Annotated in this window: 24 protein-coding genes; 21 read left to right on the top strand and 3 right to left on the bottom strand. The window is 52.5% G+C overall.

Going from position 1 to position 25973, the window contains the following annotated elements:
* Positions 1 to 47 precede the first annotated feature (47 nt).
* The 4 genes from QM016_RS02375 (at position 48) to QM016_RS02360 (ending at position 3717) form a co-directional block, all read left to right on the top strand.
* The gene (locus QM016_RS02375) at positions 48 to 452 is read left to right on the top strand and encodes a flavodoxin domain-containing protein (RefSeq protein WP_282710045.1); all 405 of its coding nucleotides are present in this window, start codon (positions 48 to 50) and stop codon (positions 450 to 452) included.
* Positions 453 to 760: 308 nt separating this feature from the next.
* The gene (locus tag QM016_RS02370; protein WP_282710044.1) at positions 761 to 1150 is read left to right on the top strand and encodes a heavy metal-associated domain-containing protein; all 390 of its coding nucleotides are present in this window, start codon (positions 761 to 763) and stop codon (positions 1148 to 1150) included.
* 435 nt (positions 1151 to 1585) lie between these two features.
* On the top strand, positions 1586 to 2896 hold the full coding sequence (gene rpsA, locus QM016_RS02365; RefSeq protein WP_016476730.1) for a 30S ribosomal protein S1: 1311 nt from the start codon (positions 1586 to 1588) through the stop codon (positions 2894 to 2896).
* A gap of 233 nt (positions 2897 to 3129) precedes the next feature.
* Positions 3130 to 3717 (top strand): isochorismatase family protein, encoded by a 588-nt coding sequence (locus tag QM016_RS02360; protein ID WP_282710043.1) that lies wholly within the window; start codon positions 3130 to 3132, stop codon positions 3715 to 3717.
* 11 nt (positions 3718 to 3728) lie between these two features.
* Here QM016_RS02360 and QM016_RS02355 read toward each other — a convergent pair whose 3' ends face one another.
* Positions 3729 to 4694, bottom strand: coding sequence for a hypothetical protein (locus QM016_RS02355; RefSeq protein WP_282710042.1), 966 nt, complete (start codon positions 4692 to 4694; stop codon positions 3729 to 3731).
* Positions 4695 to 4901: 207 nt separating this feature from the next.
* Here QM016_RS02355 and fba point away from each other — a divergent pair, with 207 nt between their 5' ends.
* Positions 4902 to 5774 (top strand): class II fructose-1,6-bisphosphate aldolase, encoded by an 873-nt coding sequence (fba, locus tag QM016_RS02350; RefSeq protein WP_016476733.1) that lies wholly within the window; start codon positions 4902 to 4904, stop codon positions 5772 to 5774.
* A 168-nt stretch (positions 5775 to 5942) separates the two neighbouring features.
* Here the strand turns inward: fba and glmS are convergent, their stop codons facing one another.
* On the bottom strand, positions 5943 to 7772 hold the full coding sequence (gene glmS, locus QM016_RS02345) for a glutamine--fructose-6-phosphate transaminase (isomerizing) (RefSeq protein WP_282710219.1): 1830 nt from the start codon (positions 7770 to 7772) through the stop codon (positions 5943 to 5945).
* Positions 7773 to 8098: 326 nt separating this feature from the next.
* Here glmS and QM016_RS02340 point away from each other — a divergent pair, with 326 nt between their 5' ends.
* From QM016_RS02340 to QM016_RS02320, 5 genes are read left to right on the top strand one after another with little or no spacing between them, the layout of a single operon-like run.
* On the top strand, positions 8099 to 9148 hold the full coding sequence (locus QM016_RS02340) for a winged helix-turn-helix domain-containing protein (RefSeq protein ID WP_282710041.1): 1050 nt from the start codon (positions 8099 to 8101) through the stop codon (positions 9146 to 9148).
* A gap of 32 nt (positions 9149 to 9180) precedes the next feature.
* Positions 9181 to 9663 carry a PTS sugar transporter subunit IIB gene (locus QM016_RS02335; RefSeq protein WP_016476736.1) on the top strand — a complete coding sequence of 161 codons (483 nt, stop codon included), beginning with the start codon at positions 9181 to 9183 and terminating at the stop codon, positions 9661 to 9663.
* A gap of 23 nt (positions 9664 to 9686) precedes the next feature.
* Entirely contained in the window at positions 9687 to 10457 is a 771-nt protein-coding gene (locus QM016_RS02330; protein WP_016476737.1) for a PTS sugar transporter subunit IIC, read from the top strand.
* A 2-nt stretch (positions 10458 to 10459) separates the two neighbouring features.
* Positions 10460 to 11317, top strand: a complete 858-nt coding sequence (locus tag QM016_RS02325; protein ID WP_282710040.1) for a PTS system mannose/fructose/sorbose family transporter subunit IID — start codon at positions 10460 to 10462, stop codon at positions 11315 to 11317.
* Between the two features lie 27 nt (positions 11318 to 11344).
* Positions 11345 to 11908 carry a hypothetical protein gene (locus tag QM016_RS02320; protein WP_016476739.1) on the top strand — a complete coding sequence of 188 codons (564 nt, stop codon included), beginning with the start codon at positions 11345 to 11347 and terminating at the stop codon, positions 11906 to 11908.
* 3 nt (positions 11909 to 11911) lie between these two features.
* Here QM016_RS02320 and QM016_RS02315 read toward each other — a convergent pair whose 3' ends face one another.
* Positions 11912 to 13384 carry an aminopeptidase gene (locus tag QM016_RS02315; RefSeq protein ID WP_282710039.1) on the bottom strand — a complete coding sequence of 491 codons (1473 nt, stop codon included), beginning with the start codon at positions 13382 to 13384 and terminating at the stop codon, positions 11912 to 11914.
* 197 nt (positions 13385 to 13581) lie between these two features.
* Here QM016_RS02315 and QM016_RS02310 point away from each other — a divergent pair, with 197 nt between their 5' ends.
* From QM016_RS02310 to mraY, 11 genes are all read left to right on the top strand, one after another.
* The gene (locus QM016_RS02310; RefSeq protein ID WP_282710038.1) at positions 13582 to 15228 is read left to right on the top strand and encodes an ABC transporter substrate-binding protein; all 1647 of its coding nucleotides are present in this window, start codon (positions 13582 to 13584) and stop codon (positions 15226 to 15228) included.
* A gap of 80 nt (positions 15229 to 15308) precedes the next feature.
* Positions 15309 to 16244 carry an ABC transporter permease gene (locus tag QM016_RS02305; protein ID WP_282710037.1) on the top strand — a complete coding sequence of 312 codons (936 nt, stop codon included), beginning with the start codon at positions 15309 to 15311 and terminating at the stop codon, positions 16242 to 16244.
* Entirely contained in the window at positions 16244 to 17200 is a 957-nt protein-coding gene (locus QM016_RS02300; protein ID WP_016476743.1) for an ABC transporter permease, read from the top strand. The genes QM016_RS02305 and QM016_RS02300 overlap by 1 nt, the downstream gene beginning before the upstream one ends.
* 12 nt (positions 17201 to 17212) lie before the next feature.
* The gene (locus tag QM016_RS02295) at positions 17213 to 18298 is read left to right on the top strand and encodes an ABC transporter ATP-binding protein (RefSeq protein WP_016476744.1); all 1086 of its coding nucleotides are present in this window, start codon (positions 17213 to 17215) and stop codon (positions 18296 to 18298) included.
* Positions 18298 to 19332 (top strand): dipeptide ABC transporter ATP-binding protein, encoded by a 1035-nt coding sequence (locus QM016_RS02290; protein ID WP_016476745.1) that lies wholly within the window; start codon positions 18298 to 18300, stop codon positions 19330 to 19332. The genes QM016_RS02295 and QM016_RS02290 overlap by 1 nt, the downstream gene beginning before the upstream one ends.
* A gap of 408 nt (positions 19333 to 19740) precedes the next feature.
* Entirely contained in the window at positions 19741 to 20178 is a 438-nt protein-coding gene (locus QM016_RS02285) for a protein MraZ (RefSeq protein ID WP_016476746.1), read from the top strand.
* Positions 20179 to 20196: 18 nt separating this feature from the next.
* Positions 20197 to 21174, top strand: coding sequence for a 16S rRNA (cytosine(1402)-N(4))-methyltransferase RsmH (gene rsmH, locus QM016_RS02280; RefSeq protein ID WP_016476747.1), 978 nt, complete (start codon positions 20197 to 20199; stop codon positions 21172 to 21174).
* 56 nt (positions 21175 to 21230) lie between these two features.
* Positions 21231 to 21656 (top strand): cell division protein FtsL, encoded by a 426-nt coding sequence (locus QM016_RS02275; RefSeq protein ID WP_016476748.1) that lies wholly within the window; start codon positions 21231 to 21233, stop codon positions 21654 to 21656.
* Between the two features lie 10 nt (positions 21657 to 21666).
* Entirely contained in the window at positions 21667 to 23478 is a 1812-nt protein-coding gene (locus tag QM016_RS02270; protein ID WP_282710036.1) for a penicillin-binding protein 2, read from the top strand.
* 12 nt (positions 23479 to 23490) lie between these two features.
* Entirely contained in the window at positions 23491 to 24936 is a 1446-nt protein-coding gene (murF, locus tag QM016_RS02265; protein ID WP_282710035.1) for a UDP-N-acetylmuramoyl-tripeptide--D-alanyl-D-alanine ligase, read from the top strand.
* Positions 24926 to 25957 (top strand): phospho-N-acetylmuramoyl-pentapeptide-transferase, encoded by a 1032-nt coding sequence (mraY, locus tag QM016_RS02260; RefSeq protein ID WP_016476751.1) that lies wholly within the window; start codon positions 24926 to 24928, stop codon positions 25955 to 25957. Before murF ends, mraY begins: the two co-directional genes overlap by 11 nt.
* Positions 25958 to 25973: the final 16 nt, after the last annotated feature.

The following is a 25973-nucleotide window of genomic DNA, read 5'->3' as shown; positions in this document are numbered from 1 at the left end:
CGACTAAGCTTGGGCGAGGCCCGATAATTCGGGCAAAAGGAGGAAACATGAGTAAAGTTGCTGTTGTGTACTGGTCCCAGACCGGAAACACCGAGGCCATGGCTAATGAACTTGCTTCTGCCGCCGGAACCGAGGCCATTGAGGTTTCAACCTTCTCACCGGATTCCGTAGCTGACTATGACGCCTTTGCGTTTGGCTGCCCTGCGATGGGCGACGAAGAGCTCGATCCCGATTTCGAGGAAGTTTGGAACGACTGCGCTTCCAAATTTGACGGCAAGCCCGTTGCCCTTTTTGGTTCGTATGACTGGGGTACCGGTGACTGGATGGACACATGGCGCGAGAATGCCGAGGCAGCAGGCGTCAATGTTGTCGAGACGCTCATCTGCAACCTTGAGCCCGATGACGAGGCAATCACTGCGCTGCAGGCGCTTGGCGCGAAGCTTTCGGCCTAACTCCGAGTCCCTCTGCTTGAAATTGACTTGGCGAGAAGAACCCGGAATCTCCGGGTTCTTCTTTGCGTAGGAGTGCTATCGCAAGCTTTGCGCGTGCAGTAGGTATCCTCTGGCATATTCACTTGCAGAGAGGTGAAAGAAAGTTCACCATATATAACTAAGATACGCGTGCGGTGGACGGAAGCGACGTGCGGGAATGACGCGTGAGGCGCATGCAGTGTACGAGAACGGCGTGCAGTGCACACAAACGGTGTTGCGGTACACCAGAAGACGTGCGAAGCGCGCATACAAGAAGGGGAGCGGTGACTATGGATATCAATATCGTTATCGGCATCATTGTCGTGTTGATACTTGTTGTTGCGGTACGCAGATTTGTAGGCGTTGCCTCGGGTAAAAAGGGCTGCTGCAGCGATGAAGGCACCGGCGTCTCAACCTGCAATACCGCAAAAGCCCCTGAGGTTGCGGCCCCGAAGGATCAGGACGAGTCCCATTATCCGTATGTAGCAACCTACGAAATCGGCGGAATGACGTGCGAGAACTGCGTTCGCCATGTGACTGCAGCGCTTGATTCCGTACCGGGAACTTGGGCGACAGTTACGCTTGCGGGCGGTCAGGCTCGCGTTCGTTCAAAGTCTCCACTTGATGTTGACGCGTATAGGAAGGCCGTCGAATCCGCAGGCTATAGGCTTCTTGCGTAAACGCCACGGCGAATCTCCGCTGCTGCCGTGCCAAATCATCGCAGCAGCCGCACCGAATCATCATAACGGTCACAAAAACTCCGCACAGACTCGCGCAATCCTCCGCGTGAGCTTCGTATAAACTCTGCGCCGACTTACACAAGCCCGATAAACTCCGCGTAAACCTCTGCAATCTTTCGCGCGGGGCCTGTGTAAAAACTTATAAAAGCGTGTAAAAGCTTTATGTGAAACCTCCGGGTTTTCATGCGTTTTTCGCGAGAAACACTTGCCGCTAGAGGTACTTTTCGCTATGCTTATGAACTGCATGCCCACAAGGACATGCACCGTATCTATTGGCCCCCGAGAGCATGTAAGTTTCCGTAGACGCCCACTAGGATTTGGCACTGCAGGCAGCGACCATGACGACCGGGGCCCCGTTTTGGAAGGGGTCCACCTTTGAGTGAGATTCAGAATTCGTCCATCTTTGCGCTGGATGACATCTCCGATGAGGAGATGAACAATCTCATCGACGGCACTGTCACCGATTTTAACGAGGGAGACCTTGTTAACGGCACCGTCGTCAAGATTGAACGCGATGAGGTCCTGCTTGACATCGGATATAAGTCCGAAGGAGTCATCCCTGCTCGTGAGCTTTCTATTCGCAAGGATGTCGAGCCCTCCGAGCTTGTTTCCATGGGCGAAGAGGTCGAGGCTCTTGTCCTTCAGAAAGAGGACAAAGAGGGCCGCTTGGTCCTTTCAAAGAAGCGTGCTGAGTACGAGCGCGCTTGGAAGGCCGTTGAAGAGAAGTTCAATGCTGGCGAGACTGTTGAGGGTGAAGTCATTGAGGTTGTTAAGGGCGGCTTGATCCTTGACATCGGTCTTCGCGGCTTCTTGCCCGCATCCCTTGTCGACCTTCGCCGCGTGAAGGATCTCAGCACCTTTATGGGCACACGCATTGAGGCACGCGTTATTGAGATGGATCGCAACCGCAACAACGTTGTTCTTTCCCGTCGTGTGGTTCTTGAAGAGGCTCGTAAGGCGGAGCGTCAGGACATCCTGGGCAAGCTCAAGGTTGGCATGAAGCTTCAGGGCACCGTTTCTTCCATCGTTGAGTTTGGCGCCTTCGTTGATTTGGGCGGCATTGACGGTCTGGTTCACATTTCCGAGCTTTCTTGGAATCACGTTAATCACCCGTCCGAGGTCGTTAAGGTCGGTCAGGAAGTTGAGGTTCAGGTTCTCGACGTTGACCTGAACCGTGAGCGCATCTCCCTTGGTCTCAAGCAGACAACCGAGGATCCGTGGCGCGTTCTCGTTTCCAAGTTCCCCGTTGACGCTATTGTTGAGGGCACCGTTACCAAGCTCGTTACCTTTGGCGCCTTTGTTGACCTCGGCGACGGTGTTGAGGGCCTTGTCCACATTTCCGAGATGGCAAAGCAGCACGTCACTGCTCCTTCTCAGGTATGCACCGTGGGCGACAAGGTACAGGTCAAGGTCATGGAGATTGATCTTGATCGCCGCCGCATTTCTCTGTCCATGAAAGCTGCTGCTGAGACGCTTGGCATTGACATTGACGTTAAGCCTCTTCCGGAAGAGGAGCGCGCCGCAGCTGAGGCTGCCGCCGCTGAAGCAGAGGCAGCCATTGAAGCGGACGAAGCCGCTGCTGAGGCAATGGAAGCCGAAGAAGCCGCGGATACGGAGACTGAGGCCACTGAGGCCGAGGCCGAGAAGAACGTCGAGGCTGAAGTGACTGAAGAGAGCGCTGAGTAAGCGTTTGACGCAAGAGCTTCAAGTTTGGCGCAAGGGCTTCAAATAAGCTCAAATGCAGCGCAGCATCTGTTAGCACGAACGCTGTGGAAGCAGCTTTATAATGCGCATAGTAAGGGGCGGTTTCGACCGCCCCTTTTTTCATGTGAGATGTACATACTGAAACACAAAGCATGAAACACGAAATACTGTTAGGATTCTTAAGGACAGTCACAAAAGAAGGCGATAGGGGTCATATGGCACGCAACAATGAAGCGCTGATAATCGTAGATGTTCAGTATGACTTTGTGGAAGGTGGCAGTCTTGCGGTCGAAGGCGGCACAGATCTTGCACAACGGCTGGCAGCTTTTGTCGATGCCGGCGCAAATGGAATCGCGCATATTGTTACCACGCAGGACTGGCATATTGATCCAGGTAAACATTTTGCCGATATGCCGGATTACGTTGATACGTGGCCCCGTCACTGTGTCGCCGATACGCATGGCGCAAAAATCGTGGAGCCACTCGCATCGTCAATACAGGCACATGGGAGAGACGCGTGTATCCATAAGGGTATGTATGAGGCGGCATACTCGGGCTTTGATGGCGTAGATGAAGCTACGGGCAGCTCGCTTGCTGAGACGCTCAAAAAACTTGGCGTAGATACCGTCTACATCAGCGGTATTGCCACTGATTATTGCGTTAAGGAAACTGCATTTGACGCGGTAAAAAATGGTTTCAAGACCTATCTCATGCAAGACTATACGGTGGGAATAAACCACGCCACTGTGGAGGCCCTCATCGACCATGAATTTAAGGACGCAGGCGTTCAAGTTTTACGCTGAGTTTTCAGGTCTCAGTTTGACGTTTTTGAAGTAGAGCTGTCAGAGTTGGCCGTTGCGCCTCCGCTGTTTGTTGAATCGGAGCCGGCAGTTCCCTGATTGGACGGTGATGTTTTCGAAGTATCACTTGTCGATTCGCTATCTGACGAAGATCCGGAATCCTTTTTCGAATCGGTTGAATTGCTGTCCGTGGATGATGTATCAGTGTTGTTCGAGTCTTTGTTAGACGTGCTCTTTGAAGTCTCTGAGTCGCTGGTGTCGGAAAACTCTTTGTCGGCTGTCGTGTCTTGAGTGTCATTTTTGTTTGAGTCGTCTGCCGAGGTGCCGGATTGCTCGCCTGCGTCGCTGCCGGAAGAAGAAACGATTGACGAAACGTGTATTTGAGGACCGATGCCCGTTCCTTGTGTAAAGACGTTGACGAGAAGTGCATATAGCAGTACCGCGACAATGGCAAAAAGTGCCGACACAATGGCTGCGCGTCGAGCAATTCTGACCTTATGGTTATGAGCCGCCTGCTGGCACAGACTATCCGGTGCCATACGACCATGATTTTCAGAGGCTGCAGCATATACTCTGCGAGCAGGGGAGTTGCTGCTGCCGCCGTCACCGTCATTGCTGCCGTTGCTGCCATCGTTGTCGCTGTTGGTAAGGCTACGCAACGTATATGCGGATTTCTTAAGAATATTCTGATAGATTTGAGACGCGATGCCAGATGCTGCTGCGCCGACAGCGACGCCAATGACGGAGCCTGCAATGCCTATGCGTGACGATAGAGCGAAAGCCGTTACAGCAGCCAAAGATGAAGCGATGACTTGGGCTAGGGACAAATCTTTCAAAAGTGAGGGGGATTCGTCAGAACTGTCGGTTGCAGGATTCTTCTCGGCAACGGAGCCTGTAAAATGGCGTGCAGCGCTCGAAGTGTCGCATGAGGTGTGATGAGGTTCTTGCGCACTGTTGCGCTCACGATTAAAAGAAGTCATAGTATCTCCTCCCTACGCACTACAAGGAGCCCGGGTAAACGGGGGCGATGTAATCGTAGAGCACTTGATGTTACGCCGCTTCTCAAAGATGTCAACCGGCGCAGCCAGGATTAAATAATTTTCCAAAGCTTGATTACGGGGAATAATTCCCCCAGAATAGCGGTATCATTTAGTTGTATTGGTCGTCCGTCAAACGGAGGTTTTACTATGTTAGTAAGCGCAAAAGCTATGCTCCAAAGTGCTGAAAAGGGTCATTATGGCATCGGCGCATTCAACACTAACAACCTTGAGTGGGCAGCTGCCATTTTAGATGCGGCGGAGAAGACTCAGTCTCCTGTTATCATCCAGTGCACCGGCGGCGCGGCAAAGTGGCAAATCAGCTATCGCGTCGTTGCTGACCTTGTTCGTGACCTCGTAGAGGATATGAACATTACCGTTCCCGTTGCTATGCACCTTGACCATGGTTCCTATGAGGACGCGTTCAAGGCGATTGAGGCAGGATTTACTTCCGTTATGTACGATGGCTCCCATGAGCCCGATTTTGAGACCAATCTCAAGCGTACCGAAGAAGTCATCAAGGCCGCGCACGCTAAGGGCATTTCTGTTGAGGCAGAGGTCGGCGGCATCGGTGGCACAGAAGATGGCGTGACTGCAAGGGGCGAGCTTGCCGATCCTGAAGAATGCGAGAAGATCGCCAATCTCGGCGTTGATTTCCTCGCATGCGGCATTGGCAATATTCACGGCATTTATCCTGCAAACTGGGAGGGCCTCTCCTTTGAGCAGCTCCAGAAGATTAAGGATAAGGTTGGCGATTTGCCGCTTGTTCTACACGGAGGCTCGGGTATTCCTGTTGAGCAGGTGCAAAAGGCCATCACCATGGGTGTTTCCAAGATTAACGTCAATACCGATCTTCAGCTTGTCTTTGCTGATGCAACTAAGAAGTATGTTGAGGCTGGAAAGATTGAAGAGGGCAAGGGCTACGATCCGCGTAAGCTCCTGAAGCCTGGTCGTGAAGCTATTACTGCCCGCACAGAAGAACTCATCAAGCAGTTCGGCTCTGACGGCAAGGGTTGGAACTAGGCTGTATCGGTCTGGTGGCAACCACATCGTGCGTTGAGCGGGTTCTGATGTATTGAGTTTTAATCTGCTTCCCGTAAGAGACCCCGAACATCTACATGGTGTTCGGGGTCGTTTTATCGTAATTTGTTAGGCTTTTGAAAGAGTTTTCGTCTCGTTTTGCTTCGCGTGTTATTCAACCGTTACTGACTTCGCAAGGTTTCTCGGCTTATCGACGTCACAGCCACGGGCAAGAGCCACAGAGCGCGCAAACAGCTGAAGAGGTACCGAGGCAATGATCGGTGAGAATGCGTCTCTGACTTTTGGCACGTAGATGATATAGTCAGCATGCTTCTTGATTTCCTGATCACCCTCGGTTGCAATGGCAATAATCATGGCGCCGCGTGCTCGGGATTCCTGGATATTGGAGATCATCTTGTCATAAACCGGAGAATTTGTTGCTACAGCAATGACAGGATAGCCTTCAGATAGAAGCGCAATAGGGCCGTGCTTCATTTCTCCGGCAGCGTATGCCTCGGCATGCAGGTAGCTGATCTCTTTGAGCTTGAGAGCTCCCTCATAGCAGATAGCGGCGCCCATACCGCGGCCAATGAACAGAGCGTCATTGGCGTCTTTGCAGGCCTGCGCCGCGACGTCGATAGCCTTCGTGTCACTGAGGACTTCTTCAACTTGCTCGGCGATATCGGCAAGTTCTTTAAAGAGCAAGCGTATCTGAGCAATTGAGAGCTTTCCTTTTGCCTGCGCAAGAACCATGGCAAGAAGTGTCAGGCTGACAATCTGCCCCAAAAATGATTTGGTGGAAGCGACGGCAATTTCCTTGTTGGCCTTGGTGTAGATAACACCGTCAGACTCACGGGCCACGGGACTTCCAATGACGTTGGTGATACCAAAGACCTTGGCGCCCTTGATGCGAGCATCGCGGATGGCAGCCAGGGTATCAGCGGTCTCACCGGACTGAGATACAGCAACTACCAGCGTTGACGGAGTGATAATAGGATTGCGATAGCGAAACTCGCTTGCGGCTTCAACTTCAACAGGTATGCGCGCCCAACCCTCGATAAGTTGGCGGGCAATAAGACCGGCGTGGTAGCTGGTGCCGCAAGCAATGATGTAGACGCGGTCGATTAAACGAAGTTGCTCCAGGGTCATGCCCAGCTCGTCAATGGAAAGCACGCCGTTAGTCAGGCGTCCCGCAAGCGTGTCGCGAATGACGCGCGGCTGCTCATGGATTTCCTTGAGCATAAAGTCGGGGTAGCCGCCCTTCTCGGCAACATCAACGTCCCAATCAACATGCATAATTTTAGGTTGAACGGGATTGCCTTCAGCGTCGGTATAGCTGATGCCGTCAGGCTCCATAATGGCAAACTCATTGTCGCCAAGGACAGCAACGTCTCGGGAGGCTTCAATGACCGCAATGATGTCGGATGCAACATAGCTGCCCTTCTCACCATGAGCAAGGACGATAGGGGAATCTTTGCGGGTAACCACGATGCGTCCGGGCTCTTGGGAGCATATAACGGCGAGGCCGTAGGTGCCTACAATCTGTGAGCATGCCTTGGCGACGGCGTTGCGAAGGTTGCCGTTGTAAGCTTCCTCCACAAGATGGGCTACGACTTCGGTATCCGTGTCGCTGCGGAATTTGTGTCCGCGTGATTCAAGTTGCTCGCGGAGCTCGGCGAAATTTTCGATAATGCCATTGTGTACGACAGCGATTGTATTGTCACAAGAGGTATGTGGATGAGCATTACGCTCGCTTGGAGCGCCGTGCGTTGCCCAACGAGTATGTCCGATGCCACAGGGGCTTTCATTATCGAGATACTTGACCGCTTCGGCAAGTCCCGCGACTTTTCCGACACGGTGTACTACGGTGAGTTCTTTGTCGGAAGCGTTTTGAAGTGCGATGCCGGCGGAATCATAGCCGCGATATTCCAGGCGCTCAAGACCCTGGATGAGAATGTTCTTTGCGCGCTGGTGACCAGTAAAGCCAACGATACCGCACATGTAAACTCCAATCATAAGCTCCTGAGCGTGAATATAGCTAAAGGAGCAATCTTTCATGCCAATGTTGTCTATTGTAGCGGTTTGGACAGCGATAGGTTTATGTGGTACTGAAAAACAGAGACCGGATGTGCATGGGATATGCATAGACATAAAGTAAGATACCGCTTACAAGTACTAGACCTACCGTTTACCGTAGTGCTTGTAAAAAATCATTAAAAATCTTCCTTTTAAATGCTAATTTTCAGAGTGAAATTAAGGGATGCGCTCTAATGAGCAAGGAGCTCAGTATATCTATAGGTTTTTGAGTATACGCAGGAGATATGAGGGTGAAGCAACAAAGTACAAAAGATGTTGCCATCAACAATCGGCGTATTGTTGTTCAAACCATTCTGGATAATGGCTCTCTGTCCCGCATTGAGCTTGCTGAGAAAACAGGACTTTCGCCGAGTACCGTGACGCGGGTTATAGCTGCGCTTATGACACGCGGTGTTATTGCAGAGGATACTAACCACATACGGACGGTCGGAAGAAGCCGCATACCACTTGTTATCAATGCAAGTTTTGGGAGTCTAGGAGTTCTTTCAATCAACTCAGACAAGGCAACGCTTTTTGAGTTTGATATGGGGCTCAATCAGCTTTCTAAAACAACCTTTGAGCTTGAAGTTTTCGATGCAATGTCAGTTTCCACTGCAACCCTGAAGCAGCTGAGGGTTTCAAGTGCAGGGCGTTCTTTAGCCCCACTTCGTGCTTTCGGTATCCTTTTTGGAGATACGTTCGATAACTCTTCAGAAAACAGTTGTGATAAATCTTTTGGCGAACCTCCTGCAATATCTTTTGATAAAGCTCAGCTTGTCAAACTCATTTCATCCTACTTGGACGTGCCCGTTATTGAGGAAGAAGGCAATGCAGGAATTGAGCAAATGATACGTACCAATGCGACGGCTGCAACTCAAGATGACCAGGCTCCTCTTAATCATGCTGTGGTTAGCTTTGGATCAAGAATTTTACTAACCATTACGCAAGACGGTGAACCCGTTGCTTTTAAAGATGGGATTCAGACTGATATAACCAGCCAGGTATTCGGGACTGGAGAGACTCAGGCAAAGGTAATCGAGCGTCTTTCGCAGTCTCTAGCTCTTCTCGCTACGCTTTTTAATATCTGCGCAGTATATCTTTTGTATAGGGATGAGCAGCAGGAAATCTTTAAAGTGATTAAGAATTTTATTTCTTCGCTACAGGGTTCGACAGGTAAGAAGACATATCCCAGTCTTGTGTCAATGGCGGTTTCCGATATTGATAACGTTTTTTTAATGGTGAGTCAGCTGCGTCAAAGCGCGTTGTATTACGACATTCTGTCAACTCAGGATGTGTATTAGGAAAAGGCTGACGCCTAAGAGAAGGAGTTTGCATGATTACGCTTGTTCGATGCGATGACCGACTGATTCATGGGCAGACTATGACGGTGGTTGTTAAGATCAATCACATTCAAGACATTATTGTGGTTGATAATCTTACTGCCAGCAATTCGATATTGAAGGCGGTTTTCAAAACAGCGGTCCCCGCCAACATGAAGGCGGGCGTGTATACCGTCGACGAAGCTGTACCAAAGATCGAGGCAGCTCTTGCTAATGATGTTCCGACGCTCGTGCTTATGAAGACCCCCGTTACCTATCGCGACTTATTGGAGAAAGTCCCCGAGCTTCCGCTTGAACTTAATGTGGGACCTGTCTCCAAGCGGAAGGGTACAACTGAGGTGCATCCGGCTGCGCACCTGCTTCCTGATGAAGCACAGGCCATCAAGGATGTGGTTGCAAAGGGCGCGCACGTTTATTTCCAGCAGATTCCTTCTCAGCCAGTGGTTGAGTGGAACGATGTTAAAGACCGCTTTTAGCGGATGTAGGAGAAAGGATCGTTATGAGTATCATTCAGGCGCTACTCCTTGCTCTTTTTGGATGGATGGGCTCCATCTATTCGCCGGTGCTTATCGGTGGGCTAGGAGGCTGGTACACCATTGGTCGCCCGTTGGTATCAGGCTTCATTATCGGTGCAATTTTGGGCGATATCCCCACAGGTATTATCATGGGTGCAGCTATTCAGATGCTCTATATTGGCCTTGTTACTCCCGGTGGTACGATGCCGGCTGATGTCAACTTTGCCGCATGGATTGGCATTCCGCTTGCAATGGTTGCAGGCGCCGGAAAGGAATATGCCCTTGCCCTAGCGGTGCCTCTGAGTTCTCTTGGTGTTCTTGCAGTATATGGTCTTTGTGCTATTAACCTTTTCTTTGTTCATCGGCAAGACGCTCTCATCGAGGCAGGAGATCTCAAGGGAGCTGCGATGATTCCTGTTGTTGGACAGGTTACCAACTTTGTTCTGCGTTTCTTCCCAATTTTCCTCATTAACTATTTTGGTGCCGATCTTATTGCTCAGCTTGTAGGTATGATGCCTGAGCAAGTCACTGCTATCCTCCAGATCTTTGCCAACATGTTACCACTCGTGGGATTCATGCTGTTGATGCGTATGATTTGCAAAAAAGATCTCGATCTTATCTTCTTTGCAATCGGTTTTGTACTTGTGTCAGTGTTACAGCTTGGCATGGTGCCGATTGTTATTCTCGCTCTTGGCGTTGCTTATCTTGAATACAAGGGAAACGCAGCGGCGCAGGCTGTTAAGGATGGTGAATAAACATGGCTGATAACATGATTGACGAGAAAATCACTGAAACTCAGGGTAAATTGAGTAAAGCTGCTATCAGGCGCGCATATATGGACTGGATGTTTTTCAATCTTTCAGTTCAGAACTTTGAAAGGATGGAAGGACCAGCCATCATCAAGATGCTTGCCGATGTAGGAGATGACCTGTACCCCGGGGACAAAGAAGCGCAAAAGGAGATGTTGGAGCGCCACGAAGTCTTCTTTAATACCGAACCGTTTTTAGGTGCTATCGTTCCGGGTATTGTGCTTGGCATGGAAAAGTCCAAGGCTGAAGGTAATGATGAAGTTTCTGCTGAGTTTATAAATGCTATCAAAACGGCGCTTATGGGACCGTTTGCCGGAATCGGCGATTCGCTGCTTCCCGGTACGCTCATTCCGATTCTGCTGAGCATTGCGCTTGGCATGTGTCAGCATGGCGAGGTTATCGGTCCTCTCTTCTATATCGTGACCTTTTTAGCCATAATGATTCCTCTGACCTGGTTCCTCTTTTCCTACGGCGTTAAGGCTGGCGCAAATGCGGCTGAGTTGGTGCTTTCGGGCGGAGTCAAGGATATCGTGACACGTGCCGCAGAAACAGTGGGACTCATTGTGGTTGGCGCCATTACGGCGCTCTATGCTAAGTTCAACATTGGTCTTGTGTATACCAGTGGCGATTTGCAAGTAAATCTTGCCGCTATCTTCAATTCCATTTTGCCGGGCTTGCCAGTACTTCTCTTTGCGTTCTTTACCTATTGGCTTATGGTGAAAAAGAGTTGGTCAGCAGGCAAGACGATGCTCCTGTTTCTTGCCATAGCTATCATCGGTTACTTTACTACCATTCTTGCTGTATAAGTTGTTGGAAGTTGGAAAAGAGTTTCTGTGACAGTATTTGCTCCAAAAAGCAGCACCTCGGTTGAGGTGCTGCTTACATCTGATGAATATCTTCACTTTCTGGCTCATAGAGCTGAAAGTGAGAAGAGTGTACGTGGCATACGGCTTTTCTTTTACATTGCCCCGCCGTGTCTGTTGGTAAGCCTTCTCTTTTTCTTCAATGCATCTAAAAATACCTGGATTGTCCTATCGGTATTACTGATTTGCGTCATGTGGATCATGGTGGTCGCAAAGTCTTTATGGTCTTACATCATGTACCAAACAATTTGTAAAGCGCAAAAGGATACGCCGGTTGTTCAAGCGGTGTATCCGGTCATATATACCATTCAGGACAATGGACTTCTCGTTACAGAGAAAACAGCAGAAAGGAAGAAACGACACCTAGTTCCCTATGGTGAATTCACTTGTTTCAGTTCATATCCTGACATGTTCATATTCCAACGAGGCGATGAGGCGCTTATTGTTCCGCTTCATGCGTTTTCTAACAAAGATGCTGCAAGGGCTTTTCATAAGGAGTTATATGATAAAGTCACACACGCGCGTCTGTCTTGAAGCCTACACAGAGCGGCGCAAAAACGCTACATATCCTCGATAGGCTTCGTAGAGATCCGCCTTGCTTGCGATTTCCCAAGGAGCGTGCATGGAAAGTACCGGAACACCGCAGTCAATGACCTGCATGCCGTAGCGGGCAAGCATATAGGCGATGGTTCCGCCGCCGCCTGCGTCAACGCGACCCAGCTCAGCAGTCTGCCACGCAATGCCGGCTCCGTCCATGATTTGGCGAATCAGCGCGATATATTCGGCATCTGCATCGTTTGAGTTGCCCTTGCCGCCGCTGCCTGTGTACTTGTTGAATGCAAGGCCGTGACCCATAAACGCCGAGTTCTTTGCTTCAAAGCTGTTTGGGAAATTAGGATCGAATGCGGCGGATACATCGCTTGAAAGCATGCGGGAGTTTTCGAGGCATCTCCGGAGTGCCAGGCTGCCGCCTTCGCCTGCGAGCTCTAGGACCTCAGCAATCGTATTTTCAAAGAAACGGCTGGTCATACCCGTTGCGCCGCGCGATCCGATTTCTTCTTTGTCGGCAAGCACGGTAACGGCAGCGCGCTCGGTTGTTCCCGAGTCAAGTTGAGCGATGAGCGACGGATAAGCGCAGGAGCGATCGTCATGGCCATAACCTAGAATCATTGAGCGGTCAAAGCCCATGTCGCGCGCGGCGCCTGCGGGAACGATTTCAAGTTCGGCCGAAAGGAAATCTTCTTCCTCAATGCCGTAGGTGTCTTTGAGCAGTGAGAGTATAGAGGCTTTAACAGCCTCTTGTGCAGAGGGTCTATCGGCTTTGCACGCGCTGTCAGTAGAGGCGTTATGGGCACCTGCGCCAGCACCGCCGCCGTCAGTTTCACGGCTCTTCTCGTCAAGAACAAGAGGGCGGTTGCCGACAATCAAATCGAGCATTTCTCCTTCGATAACGTTGGAAGCCTTCTTGCCCAGTTGCTCACGGCTTAGATGGATAAGCAGGTCAGAGATGCAAAAAACAGGGTCTTCGTCGTCTTCGCCAACCGTGACAGTGATGGTTGAACCGTCTTTCAGAGCAACGACACCGTGAATGGCCAAGGGAATGGTAACCCACTGATATTTCTTTACGCCGCCGTAGTAATGCGTGTCGAGCGTTGCGATTTCGCTGCGCTCCTCCAGAGGATTTTGCTTGACGTCGAGTCGTGGCGAATCAATATGAGCTCCGAGAATATTGAGGCCGCTCTGAAGCGGCTGTGTCCCTAGTTGTATAAAGATGACGGATTTACCGCGAATGTCGGCGTAGACCTTATCGCCGGGTTTGAGTTTTTGGTCGGCTGCTATGGCATCAGAAAGGCGAATGTAGCCAGCCTCTTCGGCAAGATGGATAGCCGCTGCGGCGCACTCGCGTTCGGTTTTGTTGTCGGAGATGAACGCCTTGTATCCTTCACTGAAGTAGTGCAGCTCGTCAAGCTGTTCTGGTGAGTAAGACTTCCATGCGCTAGGGCGTTCCATAGATTCTCCTTGCATTGGCGTTGATATATCAAAATCTAGTCAAGCATAGTGGTTTTTAAGAGACCCTTCAATTTCATAGTTTGTTACCGGGTTATTTCGCACGGCTCGCTTTCGCAAACGAAATCTGCGCGCTTTTGTATAGTAGTCAGGCCCCCAGCAGGGTAGCCTATCAACGTCGATTATGAAAGAGGTGCGCAATGCTGGACAATTCTGTAAGCCGTCGTGATTTCTTGAAGGCATCCGCTATGACAGCAGCAGGTGGTGGCGCATCTATGATGCTTGCTGCATGCGGCGGTGGTGAAGGCGAGAAGAGCGGCGGCAGTGATAAAAAGAAGATTCTGCGCTTTGGTTCCACCAACTCCAAGCAGGGGCTGGATATGCAGCGTGCGAACAACTCACAATCAGCAGCCGTGGCCGATTCTATCTGTGAGGGTCTCTTGCGCTGGACCGAGGAAAACGAACTCGTGCCCTGCCTTGCGAAGACGGTTCCTTCCTTTGAGCCCGATGGCATTACACTAAACGTTGAGCTCAAAAGCGGCGTGAAGTTTCACGACGGTACTGAACTTAAGGCAACGGATGTCAAATACACCTTTGAGCGTATGTTCAGGCCCGAAACAGGAGCGCTTTCCACCAGTTTCTTTTCTGGTATCAAAGGCGCTCAGGAGATGCTCGCGGGAACCGCTACAGAGCTTGAAGGTCTGAGTATCAAAGACGATACGCATCTTACCTTTACGCTTACTGCGCCAAATATGGCTTTTATCAGTGTGCTTGGCATCTCGTATGCTTGCATTTATCCGGAAGCGGCTTGTGAGGCGGCCGGCAAGAACTGGGGCACCGGTACAAATCTTATCGGTACCGGCAAGTATCGGCTTGCTGAAAACGATGACACTACGGCCGTCAAGCTCACACGGTTCGATGACTATCATGATGGTGCGCCTGCACTTGATGAAATTCGCATTACGTATTATGACGATGACAACACAAAGCTGTTGGCGTACAAAAACGGTGACCTCGACTGGTGTGATTTGCCGGCGGCCCTCTTTAAGCAATACTCCGGTGACGCGGATCTCAAAGACCAGATCACCAGCTATCCAACGCTTGGCGTGAATTTTATCAATCTGAATCTCAAGGAGGACAACGGCCTTACTGACGTAAGGGTTCGCCAGGCCCTTTCATATGCGATTAACCGTCAGGAGCTCGTGGACACCTTCGCCAATGGCAATGGCATTGCCTGTTCCGGATGGCTGCCGCAGCAAATTCCCGGTTTCGATGTGAATGCGCCGGTCTTTGCCTATGATGTTGACAAGGCTAAGGCCCTTCTCGCTGAGGCGGGAGTTTCCGACCTCAAACTGACCGGCAAGGTTCGAAAATCAAGCGAGAAACTCCTCATTGCCGTGCAAGACTACTGGCAAAAGGCAGGCGTGACGCTTGACGTGCAGGTAGAAGATAACGCCGTGTGGAACCAGGATTGGGCGAACGGCAATCTTCAGATAACGACGCTGGGCTGGTACGCGCTCTTTGCCGATGGCTCTCAGCATCTGGATACCTATTTCTCCAGCAAGAATGCGGTAAAGAAATCATCGTTTTATAACAACGCTGACTTTGACAAGTATCTGGAGGATGCTCGCAAGGAAACGGACAAGGATAAACGCGCGGAGGATTATAAGGCCGCGGATAATTTGCTGACCCGCACCGAGTATGCGACTCTTCCGCTGTTTTGGCCAAAGAACTCTTTTGTGGCAAAGAGCTACGTCAAGGGTGCTAAAGTAGGAAACCTGATTTACCACTTCTTCGACCTTGATATCGATACGTCTGACGCTGAATACAAAGTACCTGAAGACTAATCGATATCCTATGTTTGAGCCGGCGGCGGCGTCCGCTTTTCGCGCGCGCCGTCCGCTTTAAGGCCAGGAGAGGAGCACTGGTGAGATCGTTTCTCATCAAACGAATCTTTCAGGCGGTGGGAGTTGTTATCTGCATCTCCGCGCTGACCTTTTTCATTTTGAATGTGGTTCCGGGAGATCCGGTCCGCGTCATGATGGGTGATATGGCTGACGAGCAAACCGTCCAGCAGGTACGTCATACCATGGGGCTCGATAGGCCCGTGCCGGAGCAATACGCGCACTGGTTTGGCAATATCCTGCACGGCGATTTTGGCACATCGTACATGCAGAAAAAATCCGTCATCGCGCTTATGAGCAAGGCGCTTACGGTAACGCTACAGCTGGCGGCTTTTGCCTATGTGTTTGCGGTGGTGTTTGGTCTGCTGATGGGCATTATCGCTGCTGTCAATCATGGAAAATGGCTGGACCGTACGCTTATGTCACTGGCGGTCTTTGGCATCTCGGCTCCGGTGTTTTGGGTGGCTATCGTGCTTCAGATTGTGTTCGCGCTGAATCTGAAATGGTTTCCGCTGTCTGGCGTCAAGACGTCTGCCGCGTATGTACTGCCGATTATCGCGCTGGGTACCCGCTATGCTGCAAGCATTGCTCGCGTTACGCGCACGAGCATGTTGGACGTACTCAACCAAGATTACATACGAACCGCTGAGGCAAAAGGTCTTTCCCGCTGGTCAATCATTATCAAGCACGGTTTGCGCAACGCCTTGATTCCCATCATTACCATCGCGGGAACGCAGCTGGGAGACATTCTTACGGGATCAATTCTGATTGAGTCCATTTTTGCCATGCCCGGCATGGGTAAGCTTCTACTTGATGCAATTAACGCGCGTGACCTGCCGCTCATTGAAGGAAGCGTCATGTACATCGCGGTCATCTGCGTGGCAATCTATCTTGTGGTGGATATCCTGTACGCAGTTGTCGACCCGCGTATTCGGCTCGGAGGGGAGGCGTCGGAGTAATGGCGATATTTACCGGAGACAATAACAGCAAGAGCGTCCAAAAAGCGGAGCGCATTGCCGCCGACGCCATGCAGGCTCAGCAAGCCGAAACCGTCCGCACCGGCAAGACTCGGGCAACCAGCTATTGGGCGGTAAGTTGGAACATTTTCAAGCGCAATCGTTTGGGCGTGTTCTGCCTCGGTATCGTGGGTATTTTGGTGCTGGTGGCGCTTCTCGCGCCGGTGCTTGCGCCCTATGACTTCAAGACGCAGGAGCTCTCCAATATGCTGGCGGCTCCAGGTGCGGCGCACCCCTTTGGCACCGATGAGTTTGGCCGTGACATTTTGTCGCGCGTCATTTACGGTTGCCAGATTTCGCTTTCCGTAGGCGTTGTTTCGCAGCTGATAGCCCTGTTGATTGGGTTTACCGCCGGTGTTGTGGCCGGCTATTACGGCGGCCGCGTTGATGCGGTTATCTCCTTTGTTATTCAGGTCTTCTCTAGCTTCCCGTTCTTGCTGTTTGCCATTCTCATCATGTTTGTGATGGGACCAGGTCTCATTAACCTTTATGTGGCGCTTGGCCTCTTGATGTGGACAACTACAGCGCGGCTGATTCGTGGCGATGTCATGCGGCTCAAAAATTCCGAGTACATTCAGTCATGCGTTTTATCCGGTGGCAACGACCTGCGCATTATTTTGCGCCACCTGCTTCCTAACTGCGTGTCGACGCTGATTGTGGTTTCGACGCTCGGCATCCCAAGCGCCATTCTGTCTGAGGCCTCCCTTTCGTTTTTGGGTCTTGGCGTGCAGCCGCCGACGGCAAGTTGGGGGCAGATGATTTCGGCCTCACAGCCCTACATCCAAAGCAACCCAACGTACAGTATTATCCCGGGTATTGCCATTATCATTACTGTTATGGCGTTCAACCTGCTCGGCGATGCCCTGCGCGACGCGCTTGACCCGAAGATGCGCTCGTAGGGGAGGGACACCATGGAAAACACTACCAAAATCGCTGACTTTTGCAGCCTTAAAGAGCGTGAACTTGCCAAAAAGACAGCGCGTGAGCAGCGAGAAGAACAGCGCAACAGAGACGTTCTTCTCGACGTCAGTCACTTGGACGTTACGCTGTTTACCGAAGATGGAATGCTGCCCGCCGTTGACGACCTTTCGTTCAGTATGCGTCGCGGTGAAACGCTGGCTGTGGTGGGTGAGTCGGGCTGCGGCAAATCGATGACTGCGCTTTCGGTGATGGGACTTCTGCCTCAGCCGCCGGCAAAGATCACGGGCGGCAGTATCGTTTTTGAAGGCATTGACCTAGCTGGGCTTTCGCGTGACGGCATGCGACCTTTCCGCGGGAACCGCATTGGCATGATTTTTCAGGAGCCCATGACCTCGCTTAATCCTGTTATGAAAGCGGGAGATCAGATCCGCGAGGGTATCTTGGTACACAATCCCAAAATGGGAAAGAAGGAGGCGGGAGCCCGCGCGCTCGACATGATTAGGCTTGTGGGTATTCCCGCGCCCGAGAAGGTCTTTGGCAGCTATCCGCATGAGTTGTCCGGCGGTATGCGGCAGCGCGTCATGATTGCCATGGCTCTGGCGTGCCAGCCATCGCTTCTGATTTGCGATGAGCCTACGACTGCGCTCGACGTGACCGTACAAGCTCAAATCCTGCAGATTATTGACCGCATGAAATCTGAGATGGGTACGGCGATTATGCTCATCACGCATGACATGGGTGTCGTATCCGAGATGGCCGACTGGGTCCTTGTTATGTATGCGGGCCACCGTGTTGAATATGCGCAGGCGGCGGAGCTCTTTACGAATCCCTTACATCCCTACGCCCAGGGTCTTATCGCGTCCATTCCGTCGTTTGATGAGCGCTCTGAGGAACTGTACGCCATTCCCGGTAACGTGCCGATGCTTTCCGCGATGCCGACGGGTTGTCCGTTTCATCCGCGCTGTCCGTTTGCGAAAGATATCTGCCGCGAGAAGCGTCCGCAGTCGGAGCCGGTTGAGGGAAACGAGTGTCACACCGTCTCATGTTGGAAGTATCGTAAGGAGTGGGGTGAATAATGGCCGACAGCTTGCAAAAAAACAATGATTCAGCCGATGTGGTGCTGAGCGTTGCACATCTGGTCAAACACTATCCTATCAAGTCGGGTGTGTTCAGCCGTTCGAGCGCTGTTATTCACGCCGTTGAGGACGTTTCGTTTGAGCTGCACCGGGGCGAGACGCTTGCTATTGTCGGGGAGTCCGGCTGCGGCAAGTCTACAACCGGCAAGTGCGTGCTTCGTTTGACTGAGCCTACCTCAGGCAAAGTGATGCTTGATGGAGTGGACTTTACCAGCCTCAAGGGTTCCGCGCTGAAAGACGCCCGGCAGAAGATGAAACTCATTTTTCAGGACCCGTACAGCTCCTTGAACCCTCGCATGACGGTCATGGATATCATCGGCGAGCCGATAGATATTGCACAAGCATATCCGACCCGCGCCGAGCGTAACGCCCGCATTGAAGAGGTTATGCAGGAAGTGGGACTTGACCTTGCCTTCAAGTACCGCTATCCGCACGAGTTCTCCGGTGGCCAGCGTCAGCGTATTGGTATCGCCCGCGCTATTGTGCTTGAGCCTGAGATTGTCGTATGTGATGAGCCCGTATCAGCCTTAGACGTTTCTGTGCAGGCAAAAGTAATCAACTTGCTTGAGCAGCTTCAGTGCGAACACGGGCTGTCGTATATCTTCATCAGCCACGACCTTTCCGTGGTTCGCCACATTGCCGATACCGTTATGGTGATGTATCTGGGCCATGAGATGGAGTTTGCGTCTAAGTCAGAGCTGTTCGAAGATCCGCTGCACCCGTATACCCAGGCTCTTCTCGACGTCATTCCGCGCATTCGTCATGAGCATATCCAGGACAAAAAGATTCTGCAAGGAGATGTTCCTAGTCCGGCCGATCCGCCCTCGGGATGCGTATTCCATACGCGCTGTCCCAAGGCTATGAAGGTCTGCTCAAAGCGGAGGCCCGAGCTGTTGGAACCAAAATCGGGCCATGTGTGTGCGTGCCATTTGTATGACGAGAGCCTGAGCGCTGAGGAGCGTAAGCCGCTATAGCGGAGGCGTTGTGTGTGATTCCCACATAATCTAAACACATTTCTAAAAAATAGTACATTTGTACTGGTAACCCTGCTTCTTGTATGGAGAAGCAGGGTTTTCTACTAGATATTGTGGTTACAGGACGAAATTTCATACAAGCGACATCCTCCCAGCTAAAAGTGGAGAAAATATTTTGTGGGGCAAAGTGTTTTCTAGTGTTTAAAAGTGTTGAATTGAGCTATATTTATCTCACGTTCGAATGGCGAATGAGCGTTATGCCGACGACCGCCGCGCACATACACCCTAAACACACTACGCGCGGCACACTCGGCAGACGCGACTACACGATCCGGCATCGGTCTTGCGGCCCAAAGGACCCAAGACGTTGAAGCTCAAGGCTTCGAGACGATACGAAAGGAGGAGGACATGCTCACTGGTCAGTATCAGCGCTCATTGGACTCCAAGATTCGTGTCACGCTTCCGGCAACTCAGCGCAAAGAGCTGGGCGATTCTGTCGTTCTCATTCGCCGCAAGGACGCGCTTCACGGCTACGCGCCTGAAGCCTACGAGGCGTTTGTTGCGTCCATTCCTATGGAAGGTAAGGATCCCCGTCAGGTGGATAAGGCTTTGCGGTCTCTCAATGCCCGTGCGACGACGGTCGATATCGACTCGGCCGGCCGCGTGGCTCTGGGCAAGATCGACGAATCCGATCCGACTGCCCGCGGGGATCTTGATCTCAAGCGCGACGTCACTATCGTTGGCAACGGTGACCACATTGAGATTTGGGACACCGAGAAGTGGGACGACTACTTCAATGCCGATAGCGGTGTCGACGCTCTTGAGAATCTCATCTTCGGCTCGTAGGGCAAAGGCGAGAAGAACGTGGAACGTAGCAACTTGACAGTTGAATATCGGCACCAACCTGTGATGCTCGCCGAAGTGCTTCGAGAACTTAATCCCAAGCCGGGCGAAATCGTATGCGACTGCACGCTGGGCGGAGCTGGGCACACCATTGAACTTGCAAAGCGTATCGTGCCCGACGGCCTTTCCATTGGCATTGATCAGGATGCTATGGCGCACGAGGCCGCAGCCGCCCGCATGGCGCGCGAAGTTCCTGACGCGGAGTTTCTGCCGCTCAAGGGCAACTTCGGGGACCTTGACGAACTTCTCGTCAAGGCGGAAGTTCCCGGCGTGGACTGCTTCCTTTTTGACATCGGCGTGTCGTCACCGCAGCTTGATATCCCAGAAAGGGGCTTTTCGTACCGCGAAGACGCCCCGTTGGATATGAGAATGGATCCGGGGAAACACACTCCAACCGCGCAAGAGGTCATCAACACCTATACCGAAGCCGACCTCACCCGTATCCTTCGCGTTTTTGGCGACGAGAAGTTTGCGCCGCGCATCGCGCGCAGCATTGTGGAAGCGCGCAAGAAGGCTCCTATCGAGACGACCTTGCAACTTGTGGAGGTTATCAAGGAAGGAATTCCCGCGGCGGCCCGTCGTCATGGCGGACATCCCGCCCGTAAGACCTTTCAGGCGCTGCGTATCGAGGTCAATCATGAACTTGACGTGCTTGAGCGCGGTCTTCGTTCTGCGATTGCATGGGCAAATCCCAAGGGCAGAATCTGCGTGATTTCGTATCACTCGCTTGAAGATCGCATTGTCAAGCATGTTTTTTCCGAGCTCAGCCAGGGTTGTATCTGTCCGCCTGACCTTCCGGTCTGCGTGTGCGGACAAGTGTCGATAGTCGATGTGAAGACCAAAAAACCTCTGACGGCCACGCCGGAAGAGATTGCGAAAAACCCACGGGCGCGAAGCGCGCTCATGCGCGTAGCGGTAAAACGCGACGCGAACATATGAAAGAAGAGCAGGGAAGCCTGCGCACCGGGTGAAAGCCCACGAGAGGATTGAACAACATGGCACGCTATGCATCAGAGGCGATTGACATGACCGCAGAAGAGAGGGCCTACGAGCGCCGTCAGACATCTGCTCGTCCCTCATTTGAAGTGGTTACCGGCGGTGGCCTTGATGCCCATGCGCGCCGTGGCGTGTCCTCTCAATTTGTCTCTGCCGTTGTGATGGCGGTTCTCGCGTTTGCACTTGTTTTCGCTGTGGGCGTGGGACGTGTGGCAATCTCCACAATGACCGTCTCAAAACTCCAAGCGAACAATGAGACGCGTGTGACGATGCGTCAGATGACAACGGAAAACGACAACCTTCGCATCTCTCGCTCCCTTCTCTCCAGCAATACTCGAATCGAGAAAATCGCGACGCAGAACTATGGCATGAAACTTTCTGAGAACCGTGCGGTCCTGAACCTCAACGGCTCTCCGCAGGCGTAAACTATATGCTGTGAGTACTACGACGAGAAATAACAACCGCCGCAGGCGGAGGAATGCTCCGGAGGCCTCGTATGACGAGGCCTCTCGTGTGCGTTATCGCACCCGCGCGGGCGTTGTCGGCAACGCGGCAAGCGACGATACTCTTTTTGGGCGCCGCTTTACCGTGCTTTTTGCCATCATGGGTTTTATCGCCGTCGTTATTTTGGGATTTCTCTTCTTCTACCAGGTCATCAATCAAAAAAGCCTTGCAAAAGGCGCTGAAGAGAATCGAACGAACGTTATAACGCTTCACGCCAAGCGCGGCACCATCTATGACAGAAACGGCAACGTCCTTGCTATGAGCGTTGACTGCAAAGATATCTATTGCAATCCGAAGGAGATTAAAGACCCCTCCGGCGTAGCGCAGGTGCTTGCGGACAACCTCGGCGGAAAACCGGGCGACTATCTTGACGCTCTCAAGCAAGATACTACCTTCGCCTACGTTAAGCGTCAGGCGGACAAAGACGCGGCGGCGAAGGTCAAAGCCGCGCTTGAGGAAAAGAAGCTTGCCGGCGTGTACTACGTTGACAACACCAAGCGTGTGTATCCGTATGGAAACGTTGGTGTCCAAATCCTGGGCTATGTCGGCAGCGAGGGCAAGGGGATATCTGGTCTCGAATACTATTACGACAAAGAGCTTTCCGGCAAAGATGGCGAGATGATTATGGAGGCGGGTCTTGGTGGCACGCCTATCGCCGGGGGATCTTCTCAGGTAACTGAAGCACAAAACGGCAAGGATATTGTACTGTCGCTTGACATCGCCTTGCAGCAGGAAGCGGAAAAACAGCTCACGCAGGCAGTCAAGGACAATGAAGCCAAAGACGGCGGCTCTCTTCTCGCCATGAACCCCAAAAACGGCGAAATTTACGCGGCATGTTCGTATCCGCTACCGGACTTCTCGGGCAAAACTGAGCTTGAACCTGATTCACTGACGTTTAAGCTGGTGTCCAATTCCTACGAGCCCGGTTCGGTCTTTAAGGTTGTAACCACGGCTATTGGCATGCAAAACAACCTCTTTGGGCCCAATTCCACCTTTACTGTTCCGCTTACCATCGACGTGGGTGGCCATACCGTTGAAGACGATGACTGGCGCGGCAGCGCCATGGACATGACGGTCACCGAAATGATGCGCCGTTCTTCCAATGTTGGCATGGCAACCCTTGAGACTCAAATCATCGGTGATGAACGCTTTGCTCAAGGCGTTGAGAACCTCGGCATCGGCCACGCGACCGGCATTGATTTTCCCGGAGAAGCGGATGGCATTGTGAAACCGATTGACAAATATGAGTCGTATACGGGCGGCAACATGTCGTTTGGGCAGGGGCTTGCCATCCCGCTCATTCAGGTCACGCGTGTCTACGCGGCCGTCGCCAACGGTGGAAATCTGGTAACGCCCCACTTTGCTACCTCCATAGGCGGCAAGGATATTGACTGGCCGGTCAAAGAGGGCGTCTTGAGTGAGGCAACGTGCGACGGCGAGAAGGACATGCTCCGCACAGTCATCCGGGAGGGGACCGGCGTCCGTGCGCAGGTGCAGGGGTATGACGTCGCCGGTAAGACGGGAACCGGTCAGCAGGTGGACAAAAAGACGAGCGCCTATGACAACTCTGGCCACTACGTCTCTTCGCTTTGCGGCTTCGCCAATGCGCAAGATCCTGACGTCTTGGTATATGTTGGTCTTAACGATACGTCCCAGCTGGCGTCCCAGTCGGCTGCGGTAACGTTTTCAACATTCATGAAAGCGACTGTCACGCAGCTGGGCATTCCGCCTGCGACACAGTAAGTGGGAGGTCATATGATTCGCATGTCTGCGCGGGACGTAGCCAAGGCTACACAAGCCGCGCTTCTTGTAGAGGGAACGCGCCCGCTTGCCGGCGAGGCGGAGATTGATTCCCGCCGCGTTGACAAGGACTCGCTTTTTGTCGCGTTTGCTGGCGAGAAGGTCGACGGAAACTCCTATGTTGACGCAGCGCTTGACGCAGGAGCCGCAATCGTATGCGTCAGCGCTGAGCCCGCGGCGGCCACACTCGACCACGCCCGTGCGATGGGAGCAAGTGTACTTCGCGCGGTTGACGATGATTGCGAAGAGTTTCTCTTGTGCCTTGCGGGGGAGTGGCGGCGCCTGCATCCGAGCTGGACGGTGGTTGCCGTGACCGGTTCTGTCGGCAAGACCACTACCAAAGACATGCTGAAAACAGGCATCGCGACGGCCAAGCGCGTGCATGCGACTTCAGGCAATCACAACAATCTCATTGGCCTTCCGATGACCGTACTTTCGGCTCCCGAGGACACGGAGGTGCTGGTCTGCGAATGCGGCATGAACCACAAAGGCGAGATTTCGCGCCTTACGCGCTGCTGTCGTCCGGCTCTTGCTGTCATTACGAATGTTGGTACCAGCCACATCGGTTTTCTCGGCAGCCGCGAGAATATCGCGCGCGCCAAGGCTGAGATTGTGGAAGGCATGGAGGCTCACGGAAGCATTCAACCTACGCTCATTCTGGGAAGCGCGGGCGATTTTACTTCATTTATCAGCGAGCAGTTCGCGCGTCCTGCGGGTGTCTCCACGGTGTGCGTGGGAACGCGAGCTGAAGACGTTTTGAGAGCTGAAGACATATCCGTCAATGAGGAGAGTCTTCCTACCGCAACCTTTGTAGCCTGTGATGGCTGGAAAAAGACGGTAACGCTTTCGGTGCCGGGTCGCGCCGTGGTGGACGATGCCTTAATGGCCCTGGAAACAATCACGCTCTTGGGGCTTGACCGCGATGCCGCTCTTGACGCCATTGCGTCTATGCCTGCCGTCAGCATGCGCCTTTCGGTGCTTACCGCCGCTAACGGTGCGCGCATTATTGACGACTCGTACAACGCCAGTCCGAACTCTGTCGCGGCGGCGCTTGACGTGTTGTGTCACATGCCGGCCAAGGGACGGCGCATTGCTATTCTTGGCGAGATTGGAGAGCTTGGCGCTGACGAGAAGCGCCTCCACGCGTATGTGGGCGCTTATGTCGCCGCGAAACCCATCGATATGGCGGTTTTTGTCGGCACGGGTCCTGCGCGCGAGATGGCTGAGGCGGCGCGCGTGATGGGTCTTTCGGAAGACGCCATTGAGACATTTGATACTGTCGAAGATTTGTCTAAGATATTTGCACCTGTAGTAGAGGCCGGAGATGTCGTGCTGGTTAAGGCGTCTCGTTCTGCCGGACTTGATGCGTTTGTCAAAGGAGTGGTTGCGAATGATCGGTAATCCGGCCTATCCAACCTATCAGGTATTTCTCGCCTTCGGTATTTCAGCGGCTATCACGCTTGTAGGGATGCCGCTCTTCATACGGATGATGCGCAAGGAGGGCGTAGGGCAGCAGATACGTGCGGACGGTCCGCAGCAGCATCTGAAAAAGCAGGGAACTCCTACGATGGGCGGCGTGGTCATGCTGCTTGCGACCGTAGCCACCTGCGTCCTGTGCTCTACCTGGAGTACCGATCTTATTCTCGCGATGGCTGCTATGCTGCTGACCGGCTCGCTGGGTCTTCTTGACGACATTGAATCGGTGGCGCATCGCCGCTCGCTGGGCCTGACACCTTCTCAGAAAATGCTGGGTCTGATTACCATTTCGGTAGTGTTTTGCCTGCTGTCCGTCAACGTCTTGGGCATCGCGCCCGTAATTGCGTTTCCGGGCGGGTTCAGCATCAATTTAGGCGTCTTGACGTCAACGTTTGTGTTTGGAAACACGACAGTGAACGTGCCGTGGCTGTATCTCTTCTTTGTCTTTTTACTGATGGCCGGTTTGTCTAACGCTGTCAATCTGACTGATGGCCTTGATGGCCTCGCGGGCGGGTGCGTCATGGTGGTTATGCTGGTCATGGCGGCCGTGGCCTTTCGGTACGGTGAGGTCAATCTAGCTGTCTTTGCCGCCGCTATCGCCGGCGCCTGCATCGGTTTTCTCTGGTTTAACAGCTATCCCGCTTCAATTTTTATGGGCGACACCGGCTCTCTTGCCTGGGGAGCGGCTCTTGCGGCCTTGGCCGTGCTCACAAAGACCGAAGTGGTCTCTTTGGTGATGGGTGGGCTCTTTATCATTGAAGCGCTTTCAGTCATTATCCAGGTGGTCAGTTTCAAGCTCACAGGCAAGCGCGTGTTTTTGATGGCGCCCCTGCACCACCATTTTGAGAAGCTCGGCTGGAATGAGACGAAGGTAGTTATCCGCTTCTGGATCATTTCCGGAGCCTTCGCTGCGCTTGGCTTCGCCCTCTATTTTCAACTCGGATAAGATGTCTGCCTAGGAG

The organism is Lancefieldella sp. Marseille-Q7238 (genome assembly GCF_949152215.1).
Classification (GTDB): Bacteria; Actinomycetota; Coriobacteriia; order Coriobacteriales; family Atopobiaceae; genus Lancefieldella.
The sequence above is the reverse complement of the archived record's forward strand: the minus strand, read 5'-3'. Positions and strand labels throughout refer to the sequence as shown.

Excerpts from the sequence above, each read along its gene's own strand:
- QM016_RS02375 (WP_282710045.1), top strand. The coding sequence starts at position 48 with ATGAGTAAAGTTGCTGTTGTGTACTGGTCCCAGACCGGAAACACCGAG.
- QM016_RS02370 (WP_282710044.1), top strand. The coding sequence starts at position 761 with ATGGATATCAATATCGTTATCGGCATCATTGTCGTGTTGATACTTGTT.
- QM016_RS02360 (WP_282710043.1), top strand. The coding sequence starts at position 3,130 with ATGGCACGCAACAATGAAGCGCTGATAATCGTAGATGTTCAGTATGAC.
- QM016_RS02355 (WP_282710042.1), bottom strand. The coding sequence starts at position 4,694 with ATGACTTCTTTTAATCGTGAGCGCAACAGTGCGCAAGAACCTCATCAC.
- fba (WP_016476733.1), top strand. The coding sequence starts at position 4,902 with ATGTTAGTAAGCGCAAAAGCTATGCTCCAAAGTGCTGAAAAGGGTCAT.
- glmS (WP_282710219.1), bottom strand. The coding sequence starts at position 7,772 with ATGTGCGGTATCGTTGGCTTTACTGGTCACCAGCGCGCAAAGAACATT.
- QM016_RS02335 (WP_016476736.1), top strand. The coding sequence starts at position 9,181 with ATGATTACGCTTGTTCGATGCGATGACCGACTGATTCATGGGCAGACT.
- QM016_RS02330 (WP_016476737.1), top strand. The coding sequence starts at position 9,687 with ATGAGTATCATTCAGGCGCTACTCCTTGCTCTTTTTGGATGGATGGGC.
- QM016_RS02325 (WP_282710040.1), top strand. The coding sequence starts at position 10,460 with ATGGCTGATAACATGATTGACGAGAAAATCACTGAAACTCAGGGTAAA.
- QM016_RS02315 (WP_282710039.1), bottom strand. The coding sequence starts at position 13,384 with ATGGAACGCCCTAGCGCATGGAAGTCTTACTCACCAGAACAGCTTGAC.
- QM016_RS02310 (WP_282710038.1), top strand. The coding sequence starts at position 13,582 with ATGCTGGACAATTCTGTAAGCCGTCGTGATTTCTTGAAGGCATCCGCT.
- QM016_RS02300 (WP_016476743.1), top strand. The coding sequence starts at position 16,244 with ATGGCGATATTTACCGGAGACAATAACAGCAAGAGCGTCCAAAAAGCG.
- QM016_RS02295 (WP_016476744.1), top strand. The coding sequence starts at position 17,213 with ATGGAAAACACTACCAAAATCGCTGACTTTTGCAGCCTTAAAGAGCGT.
- QM016_RS02290 (WP_016476745.1), top strand. The coding sequence starts at position 18,298 with ATGGCCGACAGCTTGCAAAAAAACAATGATTCAGCCGATGTGGTGCTG.
- QM016_RS02285 (WP_016476746.1), top strand. The coding sequence starts at position 19,741 with ATGCTCACTGGTCAGTATCAGCGCTCATTGGACTCCAAGATTCGTGTC.
- QM016_RS02275 (WP_016476748.1), top strand. The coding sequence starts at position 21,231 with ATGGCACGCTATGCATCAGAGGCGATTGACATGACCGCAGAAGAGAGG.
- murF (WP_282710035.1), top strand. The coding sequence starts at position 23,491 with ATGATTCGCATGTCTGCGCGGGACGTAGCCAAGGCTACACAAGCCGCG.
- mraY (WP_016476751.1), top strand. The coding sequence starts at position 24,926 with ATGATCGGTAATCCGGCCTATCCAACCTATCAGGTATTTCTCGCCTTC.